The sequence below is a fragment of the Priestia sp. 3CA3 genome, from assembly GCF_056836725.1.
Genome location: NZ_JBXENJ010000004.1, coordinates 436,613 through 460,858, shown reverse-complemented (window position 1 = coordinate 460,858; position 24,246 = coordinate 436,613). Strand labels below are relative to the sequence as shown.

General features: G+C 38.8%; 20 protein-coding genes. 16 read left to right on the top strand and 4 right to left on the bottom strand.

Features of this window, described 5'->3' with window-relative positions:
* Positions 1–60: 60 nt before the first annotated feature.
* Positions 61–480, bottom strand: a complete 420-nt coding sequence (locus tag AC1VNJ_RS14185) for a hypothetical protein (protein ID WP_033578925.1) — start codon at positions 478–480, stop codon at positions 61–63.
* Positions 481–750: 270 nt separating this feature from the next.
* Between AC1VNJ_RS14185 and recQ the strand changes: the two genes are divergently transcribed.
* The 8 genes from recQ to AC1VNJ_RS14145 all read left to right on the top strand — a co-directional run bounded on the left by recQ (position 751) and on the right by AC1VNJ_RS14145 (position 12,854).
* On the top strand, positions 751–2,886 hold the full coding sequence (gene recQ / locus AC1VNJ_RS14180) for a DNA helicase RecQ (RefSeq protein WP_482640930.1): 2,136 nt from the start codon (positions 751–753) through the stop codon (positions 2,884–2,886).
* Positions 2,887–2,994: 108 nt separating this feature from the next.
* Positions 2,995–4,377 carry a sigma-54 interaction domain-containing protein gene (locus AC1VNJ_RS14175; protein WP_482640929.1) on the top strand — a complete coding sequence of 461 codons (1,383 nt, stop codon included), beginning with the start codon at positions 2,995–2,997 and terminating at the stop codon, positions 4,375–4,377.
* A 217-nt stretch (positions 4,378–4,594) separates the two neighbouring features.
* Positions 4,595–5,578: an agmatinase gene (speB, locus tag AC1VNJ_RS14170; protein WP_482640928.1), complete on the top strand. Its 984-nt coding sequence runs from the start codon at positions 4,595–4,597 to the stop codon at positions 5,576–5,578.
* A gap of 82 nt (positions 5,579–5,660) precedes the next feature.
* Positions 5,661–7,109, top strand: a complete 1,449-nt coding sequence (locus tag AC1VNJ_RS14165; protein WP_482640927.1) for an aldehyde dehydrogenase family protein — start codon at positions 5,661–5,663, stop codon at positions 7,107–7,109.
* A 20-nt stretch (positions 7,110–7,129) separates the two neighbouring features.
* Positions 7,130–8,491, top strand: coding sequence for a purine-cytosine permease family protein (locus tag AC1VNJ_RS14160; protein ID WP_482640926.1), 1,362 nt, complete (start codon positions 7,130–7,132; stop codon positions 8,489–8,491).
* A gap of 210 nt (positions 8,492–8,701) precedes the next feature.
* On the top strand, positions 8,702–11,314 hold the full coding sequence (locus AC1VNJ_RS14155) for a helicase-related protein (RefSeq protein ID WP_482640925.1): 2,613 nt from the start codon (positions 8,702–8,704) through the stop codon (positions 11,312–11,314).
* A gap of 145 nt (positions 11,315–11,459) precedes the next feature.
* Positions 11,460–11,675: a hypothetical protein gene (locus AC1VNJ_RS14150; protein WP_154988833.1), complete on the top strand. Its 216-nt coding sequence runs from the start codon at positions 11,460–11,462 to the stop codon at positions 11,673–11,675.
* Between the two features lie 258 nt (positions 11,676–11,933).
* Positions 11,934–12,854: a 1,4-dihydroxy-2-naphthoate polyprenyltransferase gene (locus tag AC1VNJ_RS14145; protein WP_025752322.1), complete on the top strand. Its 921-nt coding sequence runs from the start codon at positions 11,934–11,936 to the stop codon at positions 12,852–12,854.
* Between the two features lie 41 nt (positions 12,855–12,895).
* On the opposite strand, the gene AC1VNJ_RS14140 is transcribed toward AC1VNJ_RS14145, so the two are convergent.
* Positions 12,896–14,071, bottom strand: coding sequence for an alanyl-tRNA editing protein (locus AC1VNJ_RS14140; RefSeq protein ID WP_328173392.1), 1,176 nt, complete (start codon positions 14,069–14,071; stop codon positions 12,896–12,898).
* Positions 14,072–14,181: 110 nt separating this feature from the next.
* Between AC1VNJ_RS14140 and AC1VNJ_RS14135 the strand changes: the two genes are divergently transcribed.
* From AC1VNJ_RS14135 to AC1VNJ_RS14120, 4 genes are all read left to right on the top strand, one after another.
* The gene (locus AC1VNJ_RS14135) at positions 14,182–16,329 is read left to right on the top strand and encodes a YhgE/Pip domain-containing protein (protein ID WP_328173393.1); all 2,148 of its coding nucleotides are present in this window, start codon (positions 14,182–14,184) and stop codon (positions 16,327–16,329) included.
* Between the two features lie 64 nt (positions 16,330–16,393).
* Positions 16,394–16,771 (top strand): PH domain-containing protein, encoded by a 378-nt coding sequence (locus AC1VNJ_RS14130; RefSeq protein WP_028413413.1) that lies wholly within the window; start codon positions 16,394–16,396, stop codon positions 16,769–16,771.
* Positions 16,772–16,990: 219 nt separating this feature from the next.
* Entirely contained in the window at positions 16,991–18,190 is a 1,200-nt protein-coding gene (locus AC1VNJ_RS14125) for an MFS transporter (RefSeq protein WP_047751009.1), read from the top strand.
* A gap of 119 nt (positions 18,191–18,309) precedes the next feature.
* On the top strand, positions 18,310–18,516 hold the full coding sequence (locus AC1VNJ_RS14120; RefSeq protein ID WP_482640932.1) for a hypothetical protein: 207 nt from the start codon (positions 18,310–18,312) through the stop codon (positions 18,514–18,516).
* Positions 18,517–18,551: 35 nt separating this feature from the next.
* On the opposite strand, the gene AC1VNJ_RS14115 is transcribed toward AC1VNJ_RS14120, so the two are convergent.
* Positions 18,552–19,424 carry a selenium metabolism-associated LysR family transcriptional regulator gene (locus AC1VNJ_RS14115; protein ID WP_047751008.1) on the bottom strand — a complete coding sequence of 291 codons (873 nt, stop codon included), beginning with the start codon at positions 19,422–19,424 and terminating at the stop codon, positions 18,552–18,554.
* A 344-nt stretch (positions 19,425–19,768) separates the two neighbouring features.
* Here AC1VNJ_RS14115 and AC1VNJ_RS14110 point away from each other — a divergent pair, with 344 nt between their 5' ends.
* From AC1VNJ_RS14110 to AC1VNJ_RS14095, 4 genes are read left to right on the top strand one after another with little or no spacing between them, the layout of a single operon-like run.
* Positions 19,769–20,158 (top strand): GntR family transcriptional regulator, encoded by a 390-nt coding sequence (locus tag AC1VNJ_RS14110; protein WP_013083081.1) that lies wholly within the window; start codon positions 19,769–19,771, stop codon positions 20,156–20,158.
* On the top strand, positions 20,151–21,050 hold the full coding sequence (locus tag AC1VNJ_RS14105) for an ABC transporter ATP-binding protein (RefSeq protein WP_028413411.1): 900 nt from the start codon (positions 20,151–20,153) through the stop codon (positions 21,048–21,050). Before AC1VNJ_RS14110 ends, AC1VNJ_RS14105 begins: the two co-directional genes overlap by 8 nt.
* A complete protein-coding gene (locus tag AC1VNJ_RS14100) occupies positions 21,025–23,034 on the top strand; it encodes a DUF6449 domain-containing protein (RefSeq protein WP_034266003.1) in 2,010 nt (669 codons plus the stop codon). Before AC1VNJ_RS14105 ends, AC1VNJ_RS14100 begins: the two co-directional genes overlap by 26 nt.
* A gap of 16 nt (positions 23,035–23,050) precedes the next feature.
* Positions 23,051–23,530, top strand: a complete 480-nt coding sequence (locus AC1VNJ_RS14095) for an RNA polymerase sigma factor (protein ID WP_028413409.1) — start codon at positions 23,051–23,053, stop codon at positions 23,528–23,530.
* 48 nt (positions 23,531–23,578) lie between these two features.
* Here the strand turns inward: AC1VNJ_RS14095 and AC1VNJ_RS14090 are convergent, their stop codons facing one another.
* Positions 23,579–24,157 carry a DedA family protein gene (locus AC1VNJ_RS14090; RefSeq protein ID WP_014460178.1) on the bottom strand — a complete coding sequence of 193 codons (579 nt, stop codon included), beginning with the start codon at positions 24,155–24,157 and terminating at the stop codon, positions 23,579–23,581.
* Positions 24,158–24,246 lie beyond the last annotated feature (89 nt).

Below are 24,246 nucleotides of genomic sequence, written 5' to 3'. Positions count from 1 at the left end.
AAAGCCTAGATCTTAAACAGCTAAGATCCAGGCTTTTTGCATACATAAAAATAGAGAAATTTAAGATGAAAGACGTTCTTTTTGTTTTTCATAAACAGAAGTAGACTCGTTCCATGTATATCGACCATCTTGTAATTGAATGGTTGCGCTGAATGGACAGTCTATTGACGTTTCTGCGTCATCTAAACTACTTTCAAGTAAACGTTTTTTAAATCGAAGCAAATCTTCTTTTGAAGCAACTCGAAAAACCATTTCTAACGTAAGATCATCGTCCATCGCATTGTGTAATTGACTAATACTTTTGCGGAATTCTTTATTATATTGAAGCATAATTTTAATATCTGCTACGCAAGCAACACCAAACACATCTTTCACAACAGACTCAACCGTTAACTGAGTTGTGGAAGCATATGTTGAGATATTACGCTGTGGATTTTCTAAATAATAAATCGTTTCTACAGGATGTCTCGTGATAAGCACCTCTTTCCTATTCTTAAGTATACAGGAAAAAAGAATGGAATGGGGAAAGATTTTTAGGAAAGGAGTCCTGACATACATAAAAAGATTGTTTGTGATAGGAAAGAGAGTTATAAATTGATGGCTTTTCGCTTATCATTTTTGCTATATCCTTAAATCAACGAATTCTGTGCAACTTCCCCCAAGATTTGATAAAATAAAACTCTACGTCTTAATTTCTTCTAATGAATCCCTCAACTACTATTTCTACTTATTTTAAAGGAGGACGCTATTTTGCAGTTTGAACAGGCTTTAACACATTTACAGTCCTATTTTGGCTATGATTCGTTTCGAAAAGGACAGGAAGAGTCGATTCGTTATGTTTTAGAAGGGCACAATACCGCTTGTATTATGCCGACAGGAGGAGGGAAATCGCTTTGTTATCAGATTCCTTCATTGTTATTAGAAGGTACGACACTGGTGATTTCTCCGTTGATTTCTCTGATGAAAGACCAAGTGGATACGCTGAACGCAGCTGGTATCCCGGCTACGTATATTAACAGCTCGCTGACGCACACAGAGGTACAGCAGCGCTTAGAAGAAGTAGCGCTCGGGGAATATAAGCTACTTTATGTAGCGCCGGAACGACTGGAGTCTCCGCAGTTTTTAGAGCAGCTTCAAATGCTTCCTATCCCGCTCGTAGCGGTAGATGAAGCGCACTGTATTTCACAGTGGGGGCATGATTTCAGACCGAGTTATTTGCGTATCAATGAACTAATCAGCAAGCTGTCTAATGCGCCGATTGTGATGGGGCTGACGGCTACTGCTACGCCTCAAGTGCGTGAAGATATTTGCCGAGCTCTTCATATTAACGAAGAGTACACAGTGATGACTGGTTTTGAACGTGAAAATTTATCGTTTGCGGTTGTGAAAGGTCAGGATCGAATCAGCTATATCGACCAGTATATCCGTAAAAATGACCAAGAAGCAGGCATCATTTATGCCGCTACGCGTAAAGATGTTGAAGAACTTCACGCTAGATTGCAAAAATCAGGAGTTAACGTGTCAAAATATCATGCTGGTATGAACGCAAACAGCCGTGATGAAGAGCAGAACCGCTTTCTTCAAGATGATGTTCAGGTAATGATAGCCACGTCTGCGTTTGGGATGGGGATCGATAAATCCAATATTCGCTTTGTTCTTCACTATCAGCTTCCGAAAAATATGGAAAGCTATTATCAAGAAGCAGGACGTGCTGGTCGTGACGGACTTCCAAGTGAGTGTATCGTGCTTTATTCACCTCAAGATATTCGCGTGCAGCGCTTTTTGATTGAACAGTCAACGTCGAATCCTAAAAAGCAGATTCAAGATCTTGAAAAGCTGCAAAGTATGGTGAACTACTGTCATACAGAAGGATGCTTGCAGGCGTATATTCTTCATTATTTTGGAGAAAGTGAAGCGCATGAGTGCGGCCGCTGCAGCAACTGTACGGATGATCGCGTGGAAATAGACGTAACGGTCGATACGCAAAAAGTGTTATCTTGTATGATTCGTATGGGCGAACGTTTCGGTAAAATGATGATTGCTCAAGTGTTAACGGGTTCTCGAAATAAAAAAGTAGTTGATTTTGGTTTCGATAAACTGAAAACGTACGGCGTCATGAGCGACCGGTCGGCTAAAGAAGTGAGCGATTTTATCGAGTATTTGATTTCAGAGCAGTTTATTTTAGTAGGACAAGGGTCATTTCCTACTTTATCCGTAGCGGCCAAAGGAAAAGGCGTGCTTCTTGGTACGGAAAAAGTAATGAGAAAAGAACAAATGGAAGTGAAGCAAATTGTCCAAGATGACGAGCTGTTTGCTCATTTGCGCTCCGTTCGAAAGCAGCTAGCAGACGAAGCCGGCGTGCCTCCTTTTGTTATTTTCTCAGACGACACTCTTCATGATATGTGTTCAAAACTTCCGGTAACTCTTGAACAGTTCGCCACTGTAAAAGGAGTGGGAGAACAAAAACAAGAGCGATACGGAGAACGATTCACGACTGAAATCAAACAGTTTTGTGAAGAACATCCAGATCGAAAGCGAGAAGTTTCAGCGCCTGCTCCGAAAAAAGCAAGAGCTTCATCAAAAGAAGGATCTCACTTAATGACGTATGAGCTATTTCAGCAAGGAAAATCGTTAGATGAAATTGCTGAAGAACGTGAACTGAGCCGCATTACCATTGAAAACCATTTGTTTAAATGCGCGGAAGAAGAAAAAGAAATCGACTGGTCACCTTTTCTTTCGGATGAAGACGAACAGCTTATTTTACAAGCTGCTTCGTCAGTAGGCGATGAAAAATTAAAACCAATCAAAGAAGAATTACCTGAAAACATCACTTATTTTATGATAAAAGTAGCACTGTTTAAACAAAAAATGAAGCAGATATCTTGAACAAAAAGCTCCTATTAAAGGAGCTTTTTGTGTTGAGTAAGCGAGTTTACTGATAAAATAATAGGTGTAAATGTTAGAAAAATCAGATTGCATAAAAAGGAGGACTGAATGGAGATGATTGAACGAGAGCTTGAAGCTATTTTGCATGCTTCTCACGACAATATCGTGATCACTGATGAAAAAGGGTGTATTTTACGAGCAAGTCAAAACTGCCGTGATATATATGGATACGATGTGTCAGAGTTGGTCGGACAAACCGTATACGAACTGCAAAAACGCGGGATATTTTCACCTTCCGTTACGATTGAAGTGCTAAAGAAAAAGAAAGAAGTACAGCTGATGCAACAAACAGAAACGGGCAAAGTTGTAATGGCAACCGGTATTCCCGTGTATGATGAACATCAGTGTATGAAAAGAGTCATCAGCTTTTCGCATGATTTAACAGAGCTTCAGCGCTTAAAAGAAGATTATCAGCAGCTCGAAGTGAAAATGAAAACATATCAGCTAGAAGTGGAAGAGCTTCGTGAACAGCAGTCGAATGATATGGTCATACGAAGTGAATCGATGAAAAAGGTATGGTCGATTATTAATCGTGTGGCAGACAGCGATGCAACTGTTGTGCTGCTAGGTGAATCGGGTGTTGGTAAAACGGCTTTTGCCCGCGCTTTACACTATGGAAGTGAACGAAAAGAAGAGCCGTTTATTGAAATCAATTGCGGAGCCATTCCAGCTAGTTTGTTTGAATCTGAAATGTTTGGATACGAAGCAGGCTCTTTTACAGGTGCCAGTACAAAAGGGAAAATAGGAAAGTTTGAATTAGCTCATAACGGTACGCTTTTTTTAGATGAAATAGGAGAGCTGCCTCTTGATATGCAAGTGAAGCTGTTAAAAGTGCTACAAGAAAAAACAGTCACCAAAATTGGAAGTGAACGAGCCAAACACGTAAACTTCAGGCTGATTGTAGCCACAAATCAGCCGCTTGAAAAAATGGTCAAAAAAGGAACGTTTCGTGAAGATTTGTTTTATCGTTTACACGTTATTCCGATTACCATTCCGCCGCTTCGCGAGCGAAAAGAAGACATCGCGGCACTGCTTTATCACGTGTTACATAAACAAAATGAAAAATATAGCATGAAGAGATTTTTTCACGCAGAAGCATTAAATCTGCTTCTTGAACATCCGTGGCCCGGAAATGTGCGCGAACTTGAAAATACAGTTGAACGCCTTGTGTTAACAACGGATGAAAACAGCATCTCGCCTCAAGACCTCCCGTTTTATTCAGAAAATAGCATCAGTGAAAAAGAAGAATGGGAGCCTCTGGACACGTTAACCTCTCAAGGAATGACGCTTCAGCAAGCACTTGCAGAAGTAGAGAAAAACTGGCTAATTCGCGCTCATCGTCAGTGTCAAACAACGTATGAAATGGCAAATGCACTAGGAATCAGTCAGCCTACGGTCGTAAGACGTTTACGAAAGTACAATATAAAATAATGAAATTTTAATTCAAAATGAATTAGCTGATTCAATACTGAATCAGTTTTTTTGTTTTGATTCTATTATGAATTAAAAATCGTCCATAATTGCGCGGAATAAGGCGATAAAAATTGGCATGCATTTTGCATTAATAAAAAGTATCTAAATAAAAAGCGTCAGTATTTAAAATAATGATGCGGCGCTAATGAATGAAACCCACTAGGAGGAATAAATTATGCCAAAATATCAGCCGAAAAATTCATTTGAATCTCCGCGTTTTTGTGGACCTCGAACGTTTATGAGACTTCCGTATGTAGAACAAGTAAATTCAGAGATGGATTTTATTATCACAGGTATTCCATTTGATTCAGGTCAATCTTTTCGAACAGGAGCACGTTTTGGGCCGGAAGCTATTCGAGATTTCTCCATTTTGCTTCGTCCGTATAACCCAGAACAAAAGATTAATATTTTTGATTACATCTCAGGCGTGGACTACGGCGATTTATCAGTGGTTCCCGGGTATATTTTAGAAACGTATAAAAAAATTGAAGAAGGGCTAGCACCGGTTGTGAATGAAGGAATTATTCCTATCTCACTGGGGGGTGATCATTCGATGACCCTTGGTGAACTTCGTGCCATCGCGAAAAAGCACGGACCGGTAGCACTTATCCAGTTTGATGCTCATTCGGATACGTGGGATAGTTATTTTGAACAAAAATACAATCACGGTACGGTATTCAGACGAGCAATTGAAGAAGGGTTAATCGACGTGTCGCGCTCGATTCAAATTGGTATGCGAGGCGGTCTGTACGGCATTGAAGATTTAGAAGATGCAAAGAACTTAGGTCTAGCTCTGTATACGACAAATGAATATAAAAAGCTTGGCGTTGAAAGAATGCTAGACATTATTCATGAGCGTGTAGGGGAAGGACCCGTATTTTTATCGTTTGACATTGACTTTTTAGATCCAGTTTACGCGCCGGGAACAGGAACGCCTGAAGTCTCAGGTGCAAGTATTGACGATGCGCTTCAATTCGTTCGAGGCTTAACAAATATTGATTTTGTCGGTTTTGATTTAGTAGAAGTACTGCCAGCTTATGATCATGGCCAAATTACAGCAGCGGCGGCCGCTAATATCGTCTATGAATTTATTACCCTTATTGCGTTAAGAAAAAAAGCAAAAGAAGAAGAAGCGCTGTTAGTGAAAGCACGCGACTGAATATAAGCAAGACGGTAAAAGTGGGAAGGTACTAGTATCTTCCCATTTTTATATAAGAGTTCTCTATGAGGGGTGTTTGACTATGAACGGGCAAGTAAATGTAAAAATAGATAAGAAACAAGCAAAACCATGTAAAAGAGAAATAATCAACCCAGCGACCAATAAGATTATAGCGGAAGTGTTTGATTCGTCGCTTCAACAAGTAGAGGAAGCGGTAGGTAAAGCAAAACAGGCTTTTGAACAAAGTGAATGGAAGAAAAATAAATCACTGCGTGTAGAGGTGCTTACGAAACTAGCAGACTTATTAGAAAAAGAAGCGAGTATATTCGCTGAAACAGAAACATTAAATACTGGCAAACCGATAAAAGAAGCGCAGTTAGATATCGAAGATACAATTAATTGTTTAAGATATTACGCACATTTAATAGAAGAAAATCAGCCGTGGACAAAGAACATGTTCGACGACACAAGCAGTAAAATCATTCAAGAACCTATTGGCGTATGCGCGCTAATCGTTCCTTGGAATTTTCCTTTGCTGCTTGGCATGTGGAAGCTGGCTCCTGCATTAGCAGCTGGAAATACGGTGGTGTTTAAGCCGTCAGAATTAACGCCGCTTTCTTTTTTAAAGTTAGCTTCACTATATAAAAAAGCTGGTATACCAGAAGGCGTGTTTAATTTACTTACAGGAGACGGTGAAGTGGGAAGTGCCCTTGTTGAACACAATGACGTAGCCAAAGTCTCTTTTACAGGAGGATCAGAAACAGGCAAACGTATTTATCAGCAGTGTGCAAAAGAGATGAAAAGAGTTTCACTTGAACTGGGAGGGAAATCTCCGCTTCTTATTTTTGAAGATAGCGAAATTGATATTGCAGTAGACTGGACAATGTTTGGCTCATTTTTTAACCAAGGACAAGTGTGTGTAGCTTCATCGCGTATACTCGTACACGAATCTATTTATAACTCGTTTCTTTCTGCTCTTACGGAGGCTGTTGCTGCTATAAAAATTGGTAATCCGTTAAGAGAAGAAACGGAGATGGGTCCGGTTATTAGCAAGGAGCATCTGAATAAAATACAGAGTTTTATTAAGCTAGGTCAAGAAGAAGGTGCGAATTTATTAACAGGAGGAACGTTAATTGACTGCGAAGGTGGAAACTATATAACGCCAGCGGTGCTCGTTGACGTGGAGCAGCATATGAAAATCGTCCAAGAAGAAATATTTGGTCCCGTCATTACCGTTCAATCTTTTTCAAGTGAAGAAGAAGCCATAGCACTTGCCAACGGCACGAGATTTGGTTTAGCTGCAGGGGTTTTAACGAATGATTTAATGAAAGCAGAGCGAGTTGCTGAACATCTTCAAGCGGGAACGATTTGGATCAACGGCTACCATACGCCTCATATTGAAACGGCGTGGGGCGGTTTTAAAGAAAGCGGCATTGGCCGGGAGTTAGGCCCATCAGGATTAGCTGCTTTTACTGAAATAAAACATGTGAATACAAATTCCAAGCTAGCTCGAGCCAATTGGTATCAATAAAAGTGAAAGGTGGAAAGGAAATGACAACAAAAAGTGGTCTCGCCCATGATGATGTGCAGCCGATTGCAATGAATAAAAGAAGTATGGGCTTCTTCTCTACATTTTCCATGTGGATAGGAGCCAACGTGGTAGTAACGACCGTTTTTACCGGAATGCTGTTTGTACCCGATATGACCTTTTTAAAGGCATTATTTGTGATTGTGCTTGGCTCTTTAGTTGGTGCTATGCCGCTCGTGCTGATGGGGAATATTGGAACTCGAACCGGTCTTCCAACCATGGTTTTGATGAGACCTGCTTTTGGGCAAAGAGGAGCTATGCTTCCTGCTGCTGTTAATCTTATTACATTAATAGGATGGGCATGGATTCAAGCCTACATGGCAGGGCTAAGTTTAAATCATGCCGTCACCTTTTTGACCGGTTACAGCAATATCAATCTATTTACAATTCTTACTCAAGTACTAGTAGTAGCTATTTCTATATACGGACACAAAGGCATTGAAGCAACGGAAAAATTAGTAGCTACGCTTATGGTCATTTTAGCAACCGTTGTGTTTAGCTATTTGTTTATCGAATTTGATGCAGCAAAATTAATTCAAATGAAAGCAAGCGAAAATCCTGGTATTACAGGAATGTTAGCTTTTGATATTGTAGTAGCTACAGCTTTTACATGGATTCCTATTGTTTGCGATTATAATCGAAACTGTAAATCTGAAAAAACGGGCATTGCGGGAACGTATTTAGGCTATAACGTTGCGACTTTGATTGGGATGGGATTAGGCGCAACGGTTTCCGGCTTTTCAATTCTCGGAAATATGACGCAAACGTATGACCCAGTAAATTTAATTGGCGCATATAGTCCGCTGTTGGGATTAGTAGCAGCCATCGTCATTTTTTTATCGGTGTTGTCAACCAACGTAATGGTACTATATAGCGCAACAATGTCTTATTTGTCTATTTTTCCAAAGCAGCGCTTTTGGATACCGGCACTAACGATGGGAGTTGTCACAGTCCTAGGTTCTTTATTAAAAGAGTGGTTAATGACAAATTTTCAAAGCTTTTTGCTTATGATCGGCGTCTTATTTATTCCTATTATTGCGATTGTTCTTGTTGATTACTATATCATTGGCCGAAAACACTATGACATTTCAGCTATTTTAGATAAGGAAAATAAAATATATTGGTATACAAAAGGATTTAACCTTCATGTGTATCTATCATACGTAGTGGGGGCTATATTTGCCTATTATTTTACGTACGTTCACCCGCTAGCCACAGGAGCAACAATCTTAGCTTTTTTATTTACAGGTGTTTTACACGTATCGTTCACCAAGCTTTCACAGCTCTCCATCACTTACTCAAAGGGAATCGACAAAAATGCTTGATAGATATTTTAAAAAGACTGAATTATCTAAAATATATTAAAAGCTCCTGTTTAAAGGAGCTTTTTGTCTTGAAAATAGGTGAGAAATAAGCAAAAGCATGGGGAAGAGAAGTTCTTAATCCAGCTTCAAATAAAGTGGTAACAATGTATTTGATTCTATAAGGGGTCTTTTCTATAATAAATGTAGGAAAACTTTCCAAAGGAGAATTTTATGCTCGAATTAGAGGCTATTCAAGGCAGGGCCATTGAAAAAACTAAGCATACATTGCTACAGGATATAAAAAGCGTATTAGGTGAACAAGAAGAATGTCCGGATTTAGAGACGTATTTAACAGACAGGCACTCTTTTATTAAAAAAGCCTGGGGGACTGCGTGGAGAAAAATAGCTGTTTCTTCTGTATCTAAGAAAAACAGAAGATCGTATTTAACAGAAAGAGGCTTTGAGATAAAAGGATATAAACCTCAAGCTATCGATAAGTTATTTGCTAAAGAAACGAGAAAAGGTATAGAATTTGATGCTTTTTCTTGGTTAGAAAAGCAGTACGGAAAGGGCAATAAAGCAGAGTGGCTATCTCTATACGGAGAAGCAAGAGTTGAATTTGCCAAAAAAGAAGAAGAAAGAAAAGAGAAAGAAAGACAGCAAAGTATTAATGATCGAAAAGCCAGATATCAATTACAGTTAAATTTAGAAGCAGCTCCTATTTTGGAAGTAAACAAAGAGCTGTATTACCTACATATAAGAGAACAGCTTTCACATCAGCTATCAAAAGACATTGAAACAAACTCAAAGTATATTGAGAACTATGCGCCGCATACTGAGCTTGAAGATGAATTAATAGAAAACGGTGATTTAACACGTCATGATTATGAAACGGTTCATGACTTTTTTCAAGAGCTCACCGGGAACGTAAGCTCAGAATTAGACAGATATTCAACGGTTATCTTGTTTGAAACGTATGAAGATGTATACGAGGTATTTATCACCGATAAAATTTATGAAATCATTCCAACTATGATTATGGATGACCTTCCTGCTTCATTTAAAGAAGAGTATAAATCTTATACAAATGATTCGGTAACACGAATGGATATTATAAAAGCACTCAGAAGTGATTTATCGGATTTGGTCTATGAATATAAAAGAATGCTTGTAGAAGAAAAGCTTTCCGATGTACTGGAAGTTTCAGATCACAATTTAACAATCGAAGAACATCAAGAGAGATACACACAGCAGCTGGAAGAAAGACGATTACAACAAGAACGTGAACGTGAAGAAAAGAACAAGCTGATTGAAGAAGAACAGCGACAGTTAAATTATATTTTTGGTGCAGAATACGAAATGGATCCAAGAAAAGAAACGGAATACATTCTTCATCTCGGTGATACAAACACAGGAAAAACGTATACAGCATTAAAGTCCTTAAAGAAAGCTGCTTCGGGTAGCTACTTAGCGCCGCTTCGCCTGTTAGCTTTAGAAGTCTTTGAAAAGCTGAACAAAGACGGAGTTGCTTGTTCGTTAAAAACAGGTGAAGAAGAAAAGGTTGTTGAAGATGCTCAGCACATGGCCGGCACCGTAGAAATGTTTAGTGAATTAGAACATGGCGATGTAACCGTAATTGATGAAGCACAGATGATTCAAGACCGAGATCGGGGGTTTTCATGGTATAAAGCCATCACCCGAGCTAATGCCAAACAAGTTCATGTGATCGGAAGTTTAAGCATTCGAAGTATGTTAGAAGAGATGTTAGACGGTGTAATCTCAGAAATTCATGAGTACGAAAGAGATATACCTTTAAAAGTAGATCTTCGAAATTTCAAAATTGAACAAGTGAAACCCGCAGATGCTTTAATTGTTTTCTCGCGTAAAAAGGTGCTCCAGACAGCAGCTAAGCTAGAAAAAGATGGTCACAAAGTGAGCGTGATTTATGGAAGTATGCCGCCTGAAACAAGAAGAAAACAAATTGAGCAGTTCATTAATAGAGAAACAACTGTCATTGTGTCTACAGATGCGATCGGAATGGGGTTAAATCTTCCAATTAGACGAATTGTTCTTTTAGAAAACATGAAATTTGATGGGCAAAAACGGAGGTTGCTGACTTCTCAAGAGTTAAAGCAAATTGCAGGTCGTGCTGGAAGAAAGGGTCTCTATAATGTGGGAGAAGTTGCATTCGCTAAAGATGCAAAGCAAATGAGAGAACTGTTATTTTCAGCAGACGAGCAAATTAGCAAATTTTCAATTGCGCCTACTTCAGATATGCTAAGAAGATTTAAAGAATATCATCATGACCTCGGAACGTTTTTTGACATGTGGGCTAAATTTAAAAATCCAAAAGGTACACAAAAATCAAACTTGGCACAAGAACGTGAGCTTTATGAGGAAGTGAAAGACACGCTGATTGAGGCGAAAATGCCAATTGTTGATTTATACGGCTACTTGCAGCTGCCGTTTTCAGCAAAAGAAAGCTCTTTGAAAAAGCAGTGGGTGGCTAGCATGAATGCAATTGTTAACAGAGAAGAGTTACCTGAACCAAGGATAATAGAAGGTTCACTGGAAAAATTAGAGCTGTCTTATAAGGCGATTGGCCTGCATCTTTTATTTTTATATCGAATGGATAGAAGACCGGAAGCTATTTACTGGGAGCGTGTCCGAGAAGAGCTTACAGATAAAATCCATAACGTATTAAGAAAAGATATGAAAAAATTTAAAAGAACGTGCAGTGCTTGTTCTAAAGACCTTCCTTGGAATCATGATCATGCGATATGCGATTCGTGTTTTCATAAAAGGTTCCGCAGAAGACATGGGGACGACGATTTTAATTACTAAGATGTAGTGATAAAAAAAGAGGCTTGTATGAACGTATGTTAGTTAAAGGAAGATCCGACCGAGTTCGATTCTCGATTGAGAATCCAATTCGTTCGGCTTTTTTTATTGTGAAGGTAGCTTTCATGTGTTTCGTTCCTTCTAGCAGTTGATTGGAGGGCAAGGCAAAGACTACTGCGGGAGAAGCGGAACAGGTGAGACCCCGCAGGAGCGTAAGCGACGAGGAGGCTCAGCGGCCGCCCGCGGAAAGCGACGTCTTGCACGGAAATCAGCTGCGGGGTCACAAGCTGTTCAGCTCGTGTATCCCATTTGTGCTTCTTTAGATGGCATTGATGTAGTTATGTCTCAATCTCATTTTTCATAAAGGTTTTGTATCTTTTTCCTATGAATTTCCGTGTCAAAGCAGATTTTTGTAGAAAAAAGCCGGAAATGTATAAGCGGTCATCTTGTAAAAAGAGCAATAAATTATTATGATATAAGATGGAACTTATATTTTAAAGGATTCCGTGATTTTTTTGTTGGGCGGACGTGTATTGTCTTAGAGTAAGTTTGCTATCATTCATTATGTTAAAAGCAGCACTTTTAAATAGAGATACGGTTCGTAATAGAAGGGAAGAGGATGATGACAAGTCATAACAAAGAAAACAAAGCTGCAGTCGAGCAGTACAGTAAAGGGAAAATTTTGTGGCAATTAACCCGTCCTCATACGTTAACGGCATCGTTTGTACCCGTTTTGATTGGAACAGTTCTAGCTATGTTTTATGGCCATGTGAACGTTTGGATGTTCCTAGCGATGCTTTTTTCATGTTTGTGGATTCAAATTGCGACGAACTTATTTAACGAGTACTATGATTTTAAACGCGGGTTAGACACAGAAGACTCCGTAGGAATCGGAGGAGCCATCGTCAGACACGGAATGAAGCCGAAAACGGTATTAAATTTAGCACTGATTTCTTATGGAATTGCTCTTATTTTAGGCGTATATATATGTGCAAACAGCAGCTGGTGGCTTGCTTTAGTTGGATTAGTAGGTATGGCGATTGGTTATTTGTATACAGGCGGACCGCTTCCGATTGCGTATACGCCGTTTGGAGAGTTATTTTCAGGTCTGTGCATGGGCGCGATGTTCGTGTTGATTTCATTTTTTATTCAAACGAATACCGTAACGTCTGAAAGCATCTTTGTATCACTCCCTATTGCGATTTTAGTAGGCGCGATTAATTTGTCTAACAACATTCGTGATATAGAAGAAGATACAAAAGGCGGACGACGTACGCTAGCTATTTTATTAGGTTCTAAAAATGCAATTAGATTTTTAGCTGCTTTGTTTGGCATTGCGTATATTTGGACCGTTGCATTAGTTGTATTTTTCGATATTAGCCCTTGGATTTTCTTAGTGTTTCTTAGTGCACCTAAGCCAATTCAAGCCGTACAAGCATTTGTACGCGGAGAGCTTATTGCAATGAAAGCAACTGCTCAAACAAATACGTTTTTTGGATTTACTTTATCAATTGGGTTATTAATTGGCTATTTAGTAAGCTGATTGTGTTGAAAAAGCCTGTCTTTTTAAAGACAGGCTTTTTGTTATGCTCCAGTTATTTTTTCTTTTACTGCGCTAAGAAATGCGTTCATATTTTCAGAAGATGAAAAGCTGGCTTGAGCTTGTTTTGGTCCACCGCCGCCTTTTCCATCGTAAAGCGGAAGCAGCTCTTTATAAAGCTCTCCGCATTTTACCTCACTGCCGCTGTGAGCCAGTAAGACTTTTTGATCACTTGAAAAAGCAAAAAGAAGCGTTGTATCAGGCGTTTGAAGAAGCTGCTTTGTCAAAGCTTGCACATCTTTTAGTGTGCGATTTTCAAAGTGATGGTACAGAAATGATCCTTCTTTTTTGGCTTCTAATTCACTTGCTAAAAAAGCTGCATTTTCATTTTTTAATTCTTCTAGTTGTTTTTGCAGCTCTTTTTGTTCAGTCTCCAATTTTTTAATGCGTTCTATAACTAATTCACGGCTTGTACTGAATTTGTTGCTAAGTTCTGCTACGATTTCTTGAGACTGCTGATAATCAGCTAATGCACGCATACCGCATTTAAAAAAGAGGCGTGTATTGCCGCGCTGCTTTTCCGTTTTCGTAAGTTTAATAAGGCCAAGCTCTCCAATTTGGTTCACATGAGTACCGCAGCAGGCAGAAACATCAATGCCTTCAATTTCTACGATGCGTACCACTTCGTCTTCTAGCTCGGGCACTTTGCGAAGCGCAAGAGTATGTAAGTCTTCCTTTTTCACTTCGTACGTTTTAATGGGGCGGTTGCTGTAAATAGCATTGTTTACAACTTTTTCAATGTGTAATAGCTGCTCATGAGATAACTGAGGTACATTTAAATCGATAGAGACTGCTTCGCTTCCTAAGTGAAAGCTAACGGTGTGAATATCATATGTATCGATTAATAGAGCCGAAAGTAAGTGCTGTCCGCTATGCTGCTGCATATGATCAAAGCGGCGGTGCCAATCAATTTCACACGTGACGTTCGTTTGTGCAGGCAGTGTATCAACGAGATGATAGACTTCTCCATTTTCTTCGTAAACATCTTTTACGTCGATTCCGGCAATAGTACCGTAGTCAGAAGGCTGTCCGCCGCCTTCTGGATAAAAAACGGTTTGTTTTAACGTTAATGCGTAGCCAGTTGAAAGAGCGCGCGTCTCTGTCACTTCTGTTTCCCACGTTTTTATGTAGGGATTGCTATAATAAAGTCTTTCTGTCATGTTCATCATCCTTTCTACTAAAACCATATCTAACTTTTTCTATAGTATCAGAAATATGTTTCTTCGAACATGGATAAGCTAACTTGTAATAATAAAACTGGGTGGGACATATGAAAAATACTGTTTATATTTATACGCGTGACTTAAAAAGGATTTTTACCAATTGGGCGATGATTATCATTGTGCTGACGCTTATGATTCTGCCGTCTTTTTACGCATGGTTTAATATAAAAGCATCTTGGGATCCATACGGGCGGACTGAAGGTATTGCCATTGCAGTAACGAGCGAAGACGAAGGTTCTACGATAAGAGGGCAGCACGTAAACGTGGGAAAAGATATTATTGCAACGTTAAAGAAAAATAAAACGCTTGGATGGACGTTTGTCTCCAAAGAAAAAGCTGATCACGGAGTAAAGCACGGAGACTATTATGCAAGTATTGTTATTCCAAAAGATTTTTCACAAAAGCTTGGTACCGTTCTTCAAGATCGTTTGGAAAAGCCGGTCATTATTTACAAAGTAAACGAAAAAATAAACGCCGTAGCGCCTAAAATTACAAGCAAAGGAGCCAGCAGCTTAACACAACAGATTAGTGAAAAATTCGTCAAAACAGCGAATGGAGCCATTTTTTCTGTTTTTAACGAACTAGGTATTACCCTGCAGCGGGATTTACCTACCATTCAACAAGTTGAACAACGAATTTTTGAACTTGAAAATCGTCTTCCTGAAATCAAAAAAGTGATTAATGAAGCGAATGACACCACTCAAAAAGCTGGAGCTATTGTATCGAAAGCTCAGGCCGCTCTTCCTGAAGTAGAGAGATTAACAGCTGACGGCGCACAGATGACTCAGCAGCTAAACACTTTTTTAACTAAAAGCGATGAAGTGTTAAAAAACGCTGAGCCAACGATCAGCGAAACGCTGCACCGTGTTCAACAACGAGCTCTCGGAGTTCAAGAATTGAAGAATCAGCTGATGGAAAAAGATATAGCCCCGGCTGAAGTCAGCGCAGCAGCGGAACAGCTAAAAGTGCAGTTAACAAAACAAGTTGCTGACACAGGAGAGATCCTTACGCTTCTTACGGATTTAAATGCGGTGTCTCAAGGGAACGTTCTTTCACCGGTTATTAATCAAATAAAAAGTGTACATACGCTTTTACAGCAGCAGCTGTCGGATGTAAACGACTTGCAGCAGCAAACAAAAAATGGAGATGCACCAGATCCAAGTGTGCTTGAGAAATTCAGTTCTCGCACCGACCAAGCCGTTTCTAAATTAAATACGTTAACGAATTCGTATTCTTCTACGATTGTGCCGGCTATTGAACAAGCTATCAAAGAAGCGAAAGATAAAACAGCAAGCGCAAACGCACTGCTTGATGAAGCCAATAAAAGTATGCCGGATGTTTCGAACGTGCTGTCTAAAACAGCGAGTGGCATTTTGCTCGGACAGCAGGAGCTTGCGAAAATAACAAAAGACTTTCCGCGAATTGAACAAAACGTGCACAATATAGCGGATAAAATACGTGAATTTCAGCGAAAAGAAAACATTGAAGATATTATTAATTTGTTAAAAAACGATGTGCAAAAAGAAAGTGATTTTTTTGCTAAGCCGGTTCTTTTAAAAGAAGAAAGACTTTATCCTATTCCGAACTACGGGTCGGCTATGTCACCGTTTTATACAACGCTTTGCTTGTGGGTCGGGGCTTTGCTGTTAGTTTCAATTTTAAGCGTAGAAGTAGCGGATGAAGAGCGGTTCAAAAGCTATGAAGTCTATCTTGGAAGACTTTTAACGTTTTTGTCTATTGCTCTTGTGCAAGCTTTTATTGTGACGCTAGGCGATTTATTTTTAATCAAAACGTACGTCGTAGACAAAGTGCCTTTTATCTTTTTAGGCTTGCTGTGCAGCTTCGTGTTTATGACAATTGTCTATACGCTTGTAGCGATATTTGGCAATGCAGGAAAAGCGATGGCGATTGTTTTGCTTGTGCTTCAGCTTTCCGCTGCAGGCGGTACATTTCCGATTCAAGTCGTGCCTGCTTTTTTTCAAGCACTCAATCCGTTTTTACCATTTACCTACGCAATAAGCATGATGAGAGAAGTTGTGGGAGGCATGTTAGCGGATATTGTAAGAAAAGACGTTACGGTTCTACTTTGCATTTGGCTTGGCGTGCTGCTCGTTGGCATTTTTCTTCACAAGCCTCTTAGTAAAACGAGTGCAAAATTAACAAAAAAAGCGCGTGAAAGTAAATTAATTCATTAAAAAAACGTTTTGGGTTTCCAGACAGAACAAAATGCGGTAGTGTAGATAGAAAGGAGTGATAAGCATGGGTATATTAGATGGACTATTAGGAAATGCATCAGAAGCAGATATAAGAGGAACTGAAAAAGATTTACAAAACATTTTAATTGCCAACGAGCGAGTGGAACAAGCGTATAAAGTCATTCGCGATTTAATGGTGTTTACGACGAAACGTTTAATTATCGTTGATAAACAAGGAGTGACGGGAAAGAAAACAGATTATCATTCCATTCCTTATAAAACGATTACACATTTTAGCGTAGAAACGGCTGGAACGTTCGATTTAGATGCCGAATTAAATATTTGGGTATCTGGTTCTAGCGCGCCGATTTCAAAAGAATTTCGTAAAGATAAAAGCATTTACGACGTGCAAAAAGTATTAGCATCTTATGTATTGAATTAAAAAGTTGAGCCATGAAAAATTGGCTCGATTTTTTTTGTGTGTAAAGCAAGAAAGCATAACAGTCTTGCATACAGTCGTTTGAAAATACTCCGGTTGTTGTCCATTCCTATTTTCACTTTACTCATTACCGAAATGCATGAAAACGATTTACATAATGAATTATACAGAATAAAAAAACCGTGATATGCTTTTTTTAGAGAAAAAAGGAAGTGACCAACTGTGAGTTATACCGTAATTGGAACGTCGGCTTTTCGCAAAACAAATGTTGCGCTTTTTGCAGCAGGCTTCAACACATTTTCAATTTTATATTGTACACAGGCCATTTTACCTGAATTTTCTAGAGAATTTGGAATATCCCCGGCTTTTGCGAGTTTATCTCTTTCGTTAACGACCATCACGCTTGCGGTTAGTATGCTTTTTTTAGGTTCTTTATCGGAAGTGTGGGGACGAAAGAAACTGATGGGCCTATCGTTAATTTTTGCGTCATTGCTATGCATCATGACAGCATTTAGCTCTACCTTTGAAACGCTGTTAGTTTTTCGCGTTATTCAAGGAATCGTGTTAGCAGGACTGCCTTCTGTGGCCATGGCTTACTTAGGAGAAGAAATTGAACCCGGAAGTTTAGGAAAAGCGATGGGGATTTATATAAGCGGAAACGCCTTTGGAGGCGTAGCGGGAAGGCTTATGACAGGAGTGCTCACGGAGTATTTTAACTGGTCTGTAGCTCTTGATGTTGTAAGCGCAATCAGCTTATTGGCCACATTTGTTTTTTTTATGAACTTGCCTGATTCACAGAACTTTACTTCTCGGTCATTTGAACTTCGTCAGCTTACCGGCTCTCTTCGCAGTCATCTTCAAGATAAAGGGATGCTTTGTCTTTTTGCTATTGGTTTTGCACTGCTTGGAAGTAATGTAGCTTTATACAATTATATTGGATACGCTTTATCTGCTCCTCCGTATTCTTGGAATCATACTCTTGTAAGTTTTATTTTTGTCATTTTCTTTGTAGGAGTATTCAGCTCAGTCTGGATGGGGACGCTGGCGGATCGATACGGTCGGAAAAAGGTGCTGTTATGTACGATTGCTGTTACGCTTATAGGTTCAATCGTTACGCTGCATCCCGTTTTATGGATAAAAATTACCGGGCTTTTGCTGCTGACGTTTGGCTTTTTCGGAAGTCACTCCATCGCCAGCAGCTGGGTAGGAAGAAGAGCAACGCATGACAAAGCGCAGGCTTCGTCTTTATATTTATTTTTTTACTATGCAGGATCGAGCATTGGAGGGACTGCGGCCGGCTTATGCTGGAGCGCGTACGGCTGGAAAGGTGTGATTGCTCTAATTGGTGTGTTTCTTACAACAGCCTTTTTCTTAGCTGTTCGTTTATCAAAAATGCCGGCTCAGCAGACGCACGTTCACTAAGAAAATGTAAAGACATATAGCTATTGATTTAAAAAAGAGGCCGGTACAAAAGGATTTTAGCCCAAGTGAAAAACGAACCATTGATCAACATGTTTGATTAGTGGTTCGTTTTTTTTGTTATGATGAACATAGTTTCATCTGTTTCGTTCCTTCTAGCAACTGATTGGAGGGCAAGACGGAGACTCCTGCGGGAAAGCGGAACAGGTGAGACCCCGCAGGAGCGGAAGCGACGAGGAGGCTCAACGGACGCCCGCGGAAAGCGAAGTCTTGCACGGAAATCAACTGCGGTGTCGCAAGTAATTTATACTAGCTACTTTAGTCTTTAAATTGAAGTAATTTAGTTATGTCTTAATTTCATTCCCTAGTTTAAAAGCTGGATAAAAAGCTCCGCTACTTTTTTATGAGCGCTGTTAGCAGGATAGATATAAGAAAAACGGCGCTTAAAAGGAGCGGTGTTAACATTGAGAATCGACAGGTGCTTTTGTTCTACATCTTCTTTAATAGCACAAAGCGAGAGTACAGACATTCCTAAATCGTGAACAATCGCTTCTTTAATTCCTTGATTGCTGCTGATCGTTAGCATGCTTTTCATTTTTAAACCGTTGGACATTAGAACGTGATCTAAATATTCTCTTGTTCCAGAGCCTTTTTCACGCGCTACCCACCGCTGGTTTTGTAAATCATCAATTTCTACTCTTTTAAGCTGAGCCAAAGGGTGATCCACTGACGCAACGATGGCAAGTTCATCGTCCATAAAGGACTGAATATGTAAATCGGACTCTTCCGTGTGACCTTCAATAAGCCCTACATCCACTTTGAAATGACGAACAAGCTGAGCAATTTCTTTTGTATTACCGATCGTCACTTCTACATCAATATCAGGATATTGTTCACGAAGCTTTGCTAAAAAGGAAGGAAGAATATATTCGCCAATTGTAAAGCTGGCGCCAATCGTTAGCATTCCTTTGACACGGTGATGGTGTTCGTAAATATCTCGTTTCGTATGCTCATATATTTGAATCATTTGTTTAGCACGATCGTATAAAATTTCGCCGCTGGGTGTGATTTTTAACATTTTAGGTGAACGCAGGAACAGGGAAGTTTGAAATTCTTTTTCGAGATTTTTGATGTGTACGCTTACGCTTGGCTGTGAAATCATTAATTTTTCTGCAGCTTTTGTAAAGCTTTGCTCTTCTACAACAGAAACAAACGTCTTTAACGCATCATAGTACATAGAGTATGGCTCCTTTTATATTAAAAAAATTAATTATAAACATTATAAAACATTATTATGGTAATAACTAGAGGCACTTGGTTAAGAAAAGTAAAACAAGGTGCTGACTTAAAGGAGTATGTTAGCTTGCAACGAAGGCAGCCTGCGTAATTTGTTTACAGTTATTTTTATTTCATCTGTAAAGCTATTAAACACTTTTTTGTCATCTATTTGTAACAAAAGTAAAAAAAGTACTTGTTTTTTCCAGAAAACATACTATAATATTAACTGTAATGCGATAAGTAATACAGTTAATACACCTAGTACACACATCATGATTTTGGGTAGATGAAGGGAGGCAGACTATGTTCGATTTAGATATTCGTAGTCGTAAGCCGATATACGAGCAATTAGTAGATAAATTGAAAGAGCTTATTATTCATGAAGTCTTTAAGGCCGATCAAAAGCTTCCATCTGTTCGGCTGTTAGCAAAAGAATTAACGATTAATCCAAATACAATTCAAAAAGCGTATCGTGAACTAGAACATCAAAACTATATTTATTCAGTTCCAGGCAAAGGAAGTTTTGTAACGCCTCAAGTTGATACACTAAATAACGAGAAGGTGAAAAAGATGAAAGAAGAATTAGTAAAGCTGTTGGCAGAAGCTATGTATTTAGGAATGGACAAAGATGAAATTCTATCACTTATTTCACAGGCTGAAAAAGCAGTAAAAGGAGGAAGCGATAGTGATTGAACTGAAGGCGATAAAAAAAGAGTTTGAAGAAATGGAAGCTCTAAGAGACGTCACGCTTTCTATAAAAAAAGGATCTATTTACGGACTGCTTGGCTCCAACGGGGCAGGGAAAACAACGCTATTAAAAATCATTGCAGGTATTTACAAGCAGGATCACGGAAAGATTGCCATAGACGGCGAGGAAGTATTCGAAAACGTTGGTTTAAAAGAACGTATTATTTTTATGCCAGATTCTCTTTATTTTTTCCCTCAAACAACGATTAAGCAATTAGCGTCTTTTTATAGAAGCGTCTATCCGACTTGGAACGAAGAACGGTTCCAAAAATTAAAAGAAGCTTTCCCAATTCAATTACATAAAAAGGTACATAGAATGTCCAAGGGAATGCAGCGTCAAGTAGGATTTTGGTTAGCGCTGTCTGCTATGCCTGATGTACTTATCTTAGATGAGCCGCTCGACGGTTTAGATGCGGTAATGCGTCAAAAAATTAAAAACCTTCTTGTTCAAGACGTGGCAGAACGGGAAATGACGATTTTAATTTCGTCACATAACCTGCGAGAAGTGGAAGATCTGTGTGATCATGTAGGCATCTTACATCACGGTCAATTATTAATTGAAAAAGAGCTGGATGATTTAAAGTCTGATGTGCACAAAATTCAAGTTGCATTCGAAGGAGATGTGCCGCTAGCGCTTTATGACACGCTAGACATTTTATATCAAGAAAAACGAGGAAGCGTCTTGCTTTGTATTGTTCGAGGAAAAGAAAATCACTTAGTAAACAAAGTCCGATCGTATAAGCCTTTAATTTTTGACATCTTGCCACTTACGCTGGAAGAAATCTTTATTTATGAAATGGGGGATGTGGGTTATGCAATCGAAAACATCATCGTTTAACCGCGGCATGTGGATTCAATCCATGAGAAACGTGGGATGGATTGGGCTTGTATACTTGCTAGTACTGCTGTTCGCTTTACCTTTACAACTGATTTTTACTTTCACAGGAAAGGTAGAGCCTTATATAGAAAAACCAGATACGCTATTTAACGTATTGGATGGGCTGGAATTTGTGTTTATGTTTGTTGTACCAGTGTTACTTGGTATTTTTCTATTTAGATATATCCAAACGAAGATTGCGGCTGACTATATTCATAGTTTACCAATTAAGCGTTCTACGCTGTTTCATCAAAATATGCTTCTGGGCGCGTTGGTTTTAGTTGTTCCTATTTTAATTACGGGAGTCGTTACTTTTGCCGTTAAAGGAGTTTTAACCGTTGAGGATGTTTATACAACAGGAGATGTTCTAAGCTGGGTCGGTTACAGTATTTTAATTAACTTATTTGTGCTGACTGGAACTGTTTTAGCGGGAATGTTCACCGGAATGTCTGTCCTCCAAGGAATCTTTTTATATGTTCTATTTCTTCTACCCGGCGGAATCTCTTATTTAGCTATATCTAATGTAAAGTTTTACTGGTACGGTTATGCGTATGACTATTACGTGAACAAAAATGTTGACAGCCTTGTTCCGTTTTCACACGTAGCGCAAATGGTAGCTCATAAAAGCTTTTCTACTAGTGCATTTGTTTATATTGGACTCATTGTCTTATTTTACATCATTGCTTTAATCACCTACCAAAAAAGAAAAGTAGAAGCTGCTACGCAAACCATTTCAGTTAGCTGGTTAAAACCGGTATTCGTATACGGAGTAACCGCTTGTTCACTCATGTTAGGCGGATTTTACTTTATTAGCATGAAAGGTGAATTTTCATGGATGGTCGTGGGCTATATTATTGGTTCATTAATAGGTTATATCGTTGCTCAAATTATCTTAAATAAAACGTGGCGGATCTTTACGAAATGGAAAGGGTATCTAGGCTTTGTTATAGCCGCAGCTATTGTGGGCTTTATCATTCATTTAGATGTATTTGGCTACTCTACTAAAGTACCGGCAGCTTCAGAGATTGAAAGTGTATATTTCGATGAAGATATATATCCATTGACTGATAAACCTGAAAACTATGCAAATGGAATGAATGGCTATTATGAAGCTCCATATTACTATACAAGTAAAGAAACGATTCAGAGTGTTCGTCAGCTGCAAAAACAAATTACAGCATCTAAAGATAAGAAGCTGGATCCTGATAAACAAAGTGAAATAGAAAGCAGAAACGGTAAAATGGCTGTATTTGCTTATAAATTAAAAAATGGAAAACAAATGGTCCGAGAATACTTTATTCCATTTTCAGACTATAAAGCTTTTTATAAAGAAATTGCAGAAACAAAAGAATACAAAGAAAATTTCCATCCGCTTTTACGAACAAAAAACACGGATAAAATTAAAAGCGTGAGTTTTTCTGTTCAAGGAAAGTCAAATTCAATCAACATTACAAATCCAGATAAAGTACAAGAACTTATACACGTAGTCAAACAGTCGATGATGAATGAAACGTTTGATGAAATGTACAGCACAAAAGAAAGCTGGGCTTCAATTGAGTTTATGGATGGAAAAGGACAGTACGTACAAACTGCATCTTGGGATAAGTCTTATAGCGAAGTAGAAGCATGGCTGAAAAAAGAGGGTTTATATGAACGTGCTCGTCTCATGCCAAAGGACGTAGAAAAAACCGAAGTGTTTAAAAATTCTTCTCATCTTAAAAACGATTATCGTCTTCAAGAAGAGTTTACATCTCTAATGAAGGATGAGAAAGCAATTAAAGTAAAAAACAATCAGCAGGTAGAAACACTTCTTCAACATGCGAACTTACGAGACACGGGAGATTATCTTGTTGCTTTTTATTACAAAGACCAAGTAGATACTCCTCAGATTTATATGTTGAATGAAAATGAACTGCCAGCAGAACTAAAAGAAAAACTAAAATAACAAGGGAGAACTTATTATGTGCGGCGAGGAATTACAAGATTATTTAAATCAGGTGCTGGCTTATTTATTAAAAAATGGTGTGAATAGACAAGACGCTGAAGATATTACGCAAGAAGTAGCATTAAAATATTTAGAAAAACAAGAAATGGTCGATCCTGAAAAAATAAAAGCTTGGATGTTTCGCGTCGCATTAAATAAACGCTGTGATTTAGGAAGGCGTAAAATAGTGAAAGACCGCTATACGTCTTCTTACAAAGAAGAACCCGTTATGTATACGCCTATTCAGCAGGTCCTCAGAAATGAAGAAGCGGCTGAATGTCAGGCGATTTTAAATCAATTGAATCCTAAGTATCGCAATTTGCTTCTATTAAAATATGGATTAGGATTTAAATATGAAGAAATTGCCGAGTTATTAAATATGCAGATGACTACGTTAAAATCAGCTCTTTACCGCGCGCGCAAATACTTTGTGAAGGGATATAATGAAGTCATTTAATATAAATGAAACAGCAGCAGTTTGTGAAAAAGAACTTTTTTACACAAACTACTGCTGTTTTTTTCGTATTTTTCTTCTTTGAACGGCATAGATAATCAAACTGATCGCACAAAAAGCTAAAGTGATCTCAATCACATCAGTATAAGAAGATGTCGTATTAAAAAAGGAACCGAAAATAAATAAAGCCAGCGTCCAAATGAAACCAAAAGAAAATGAGACTTTAATGTAATGACGATGCTTCATTCCGCTTGCCCCGAGAAAAAAAGGCATTACATGTCGCATTCCTGGTAAAAAGTAGCTTGCGATGATGGCGTGAGATCCATATTCTTGAATCGTTCGCTCAACTTTCATAACATTCTTTTCCCATCGCGGGCGTTTTAATAGCGCAAGCGCCTGAGCTGAAAAAAGACTGGCTATCAAAAACTTGAGGTATAAGCTAAGCATCATGCCGCTGTAGGTAAGTATAAAAGCTGGAATATACTGAACGGATGGAGACGTAGCCTGGCTGCCTGCAAGCATAATATATACTGGGTCAGGAATAGGAGTAAGGTTGGCTCCGACTAAAATGATAAAAAAGAAATATCCGTAGCCTAATTGGTTAATGGCTCCGATAAGCTGATCAATCACGTTTTCTTCCTCCTTTCTTCATTAGAATACGAGAGAGTGACACACAGTGTTCGCTCAAAATAAAAATAAAGTATAGGTACGCACAACTT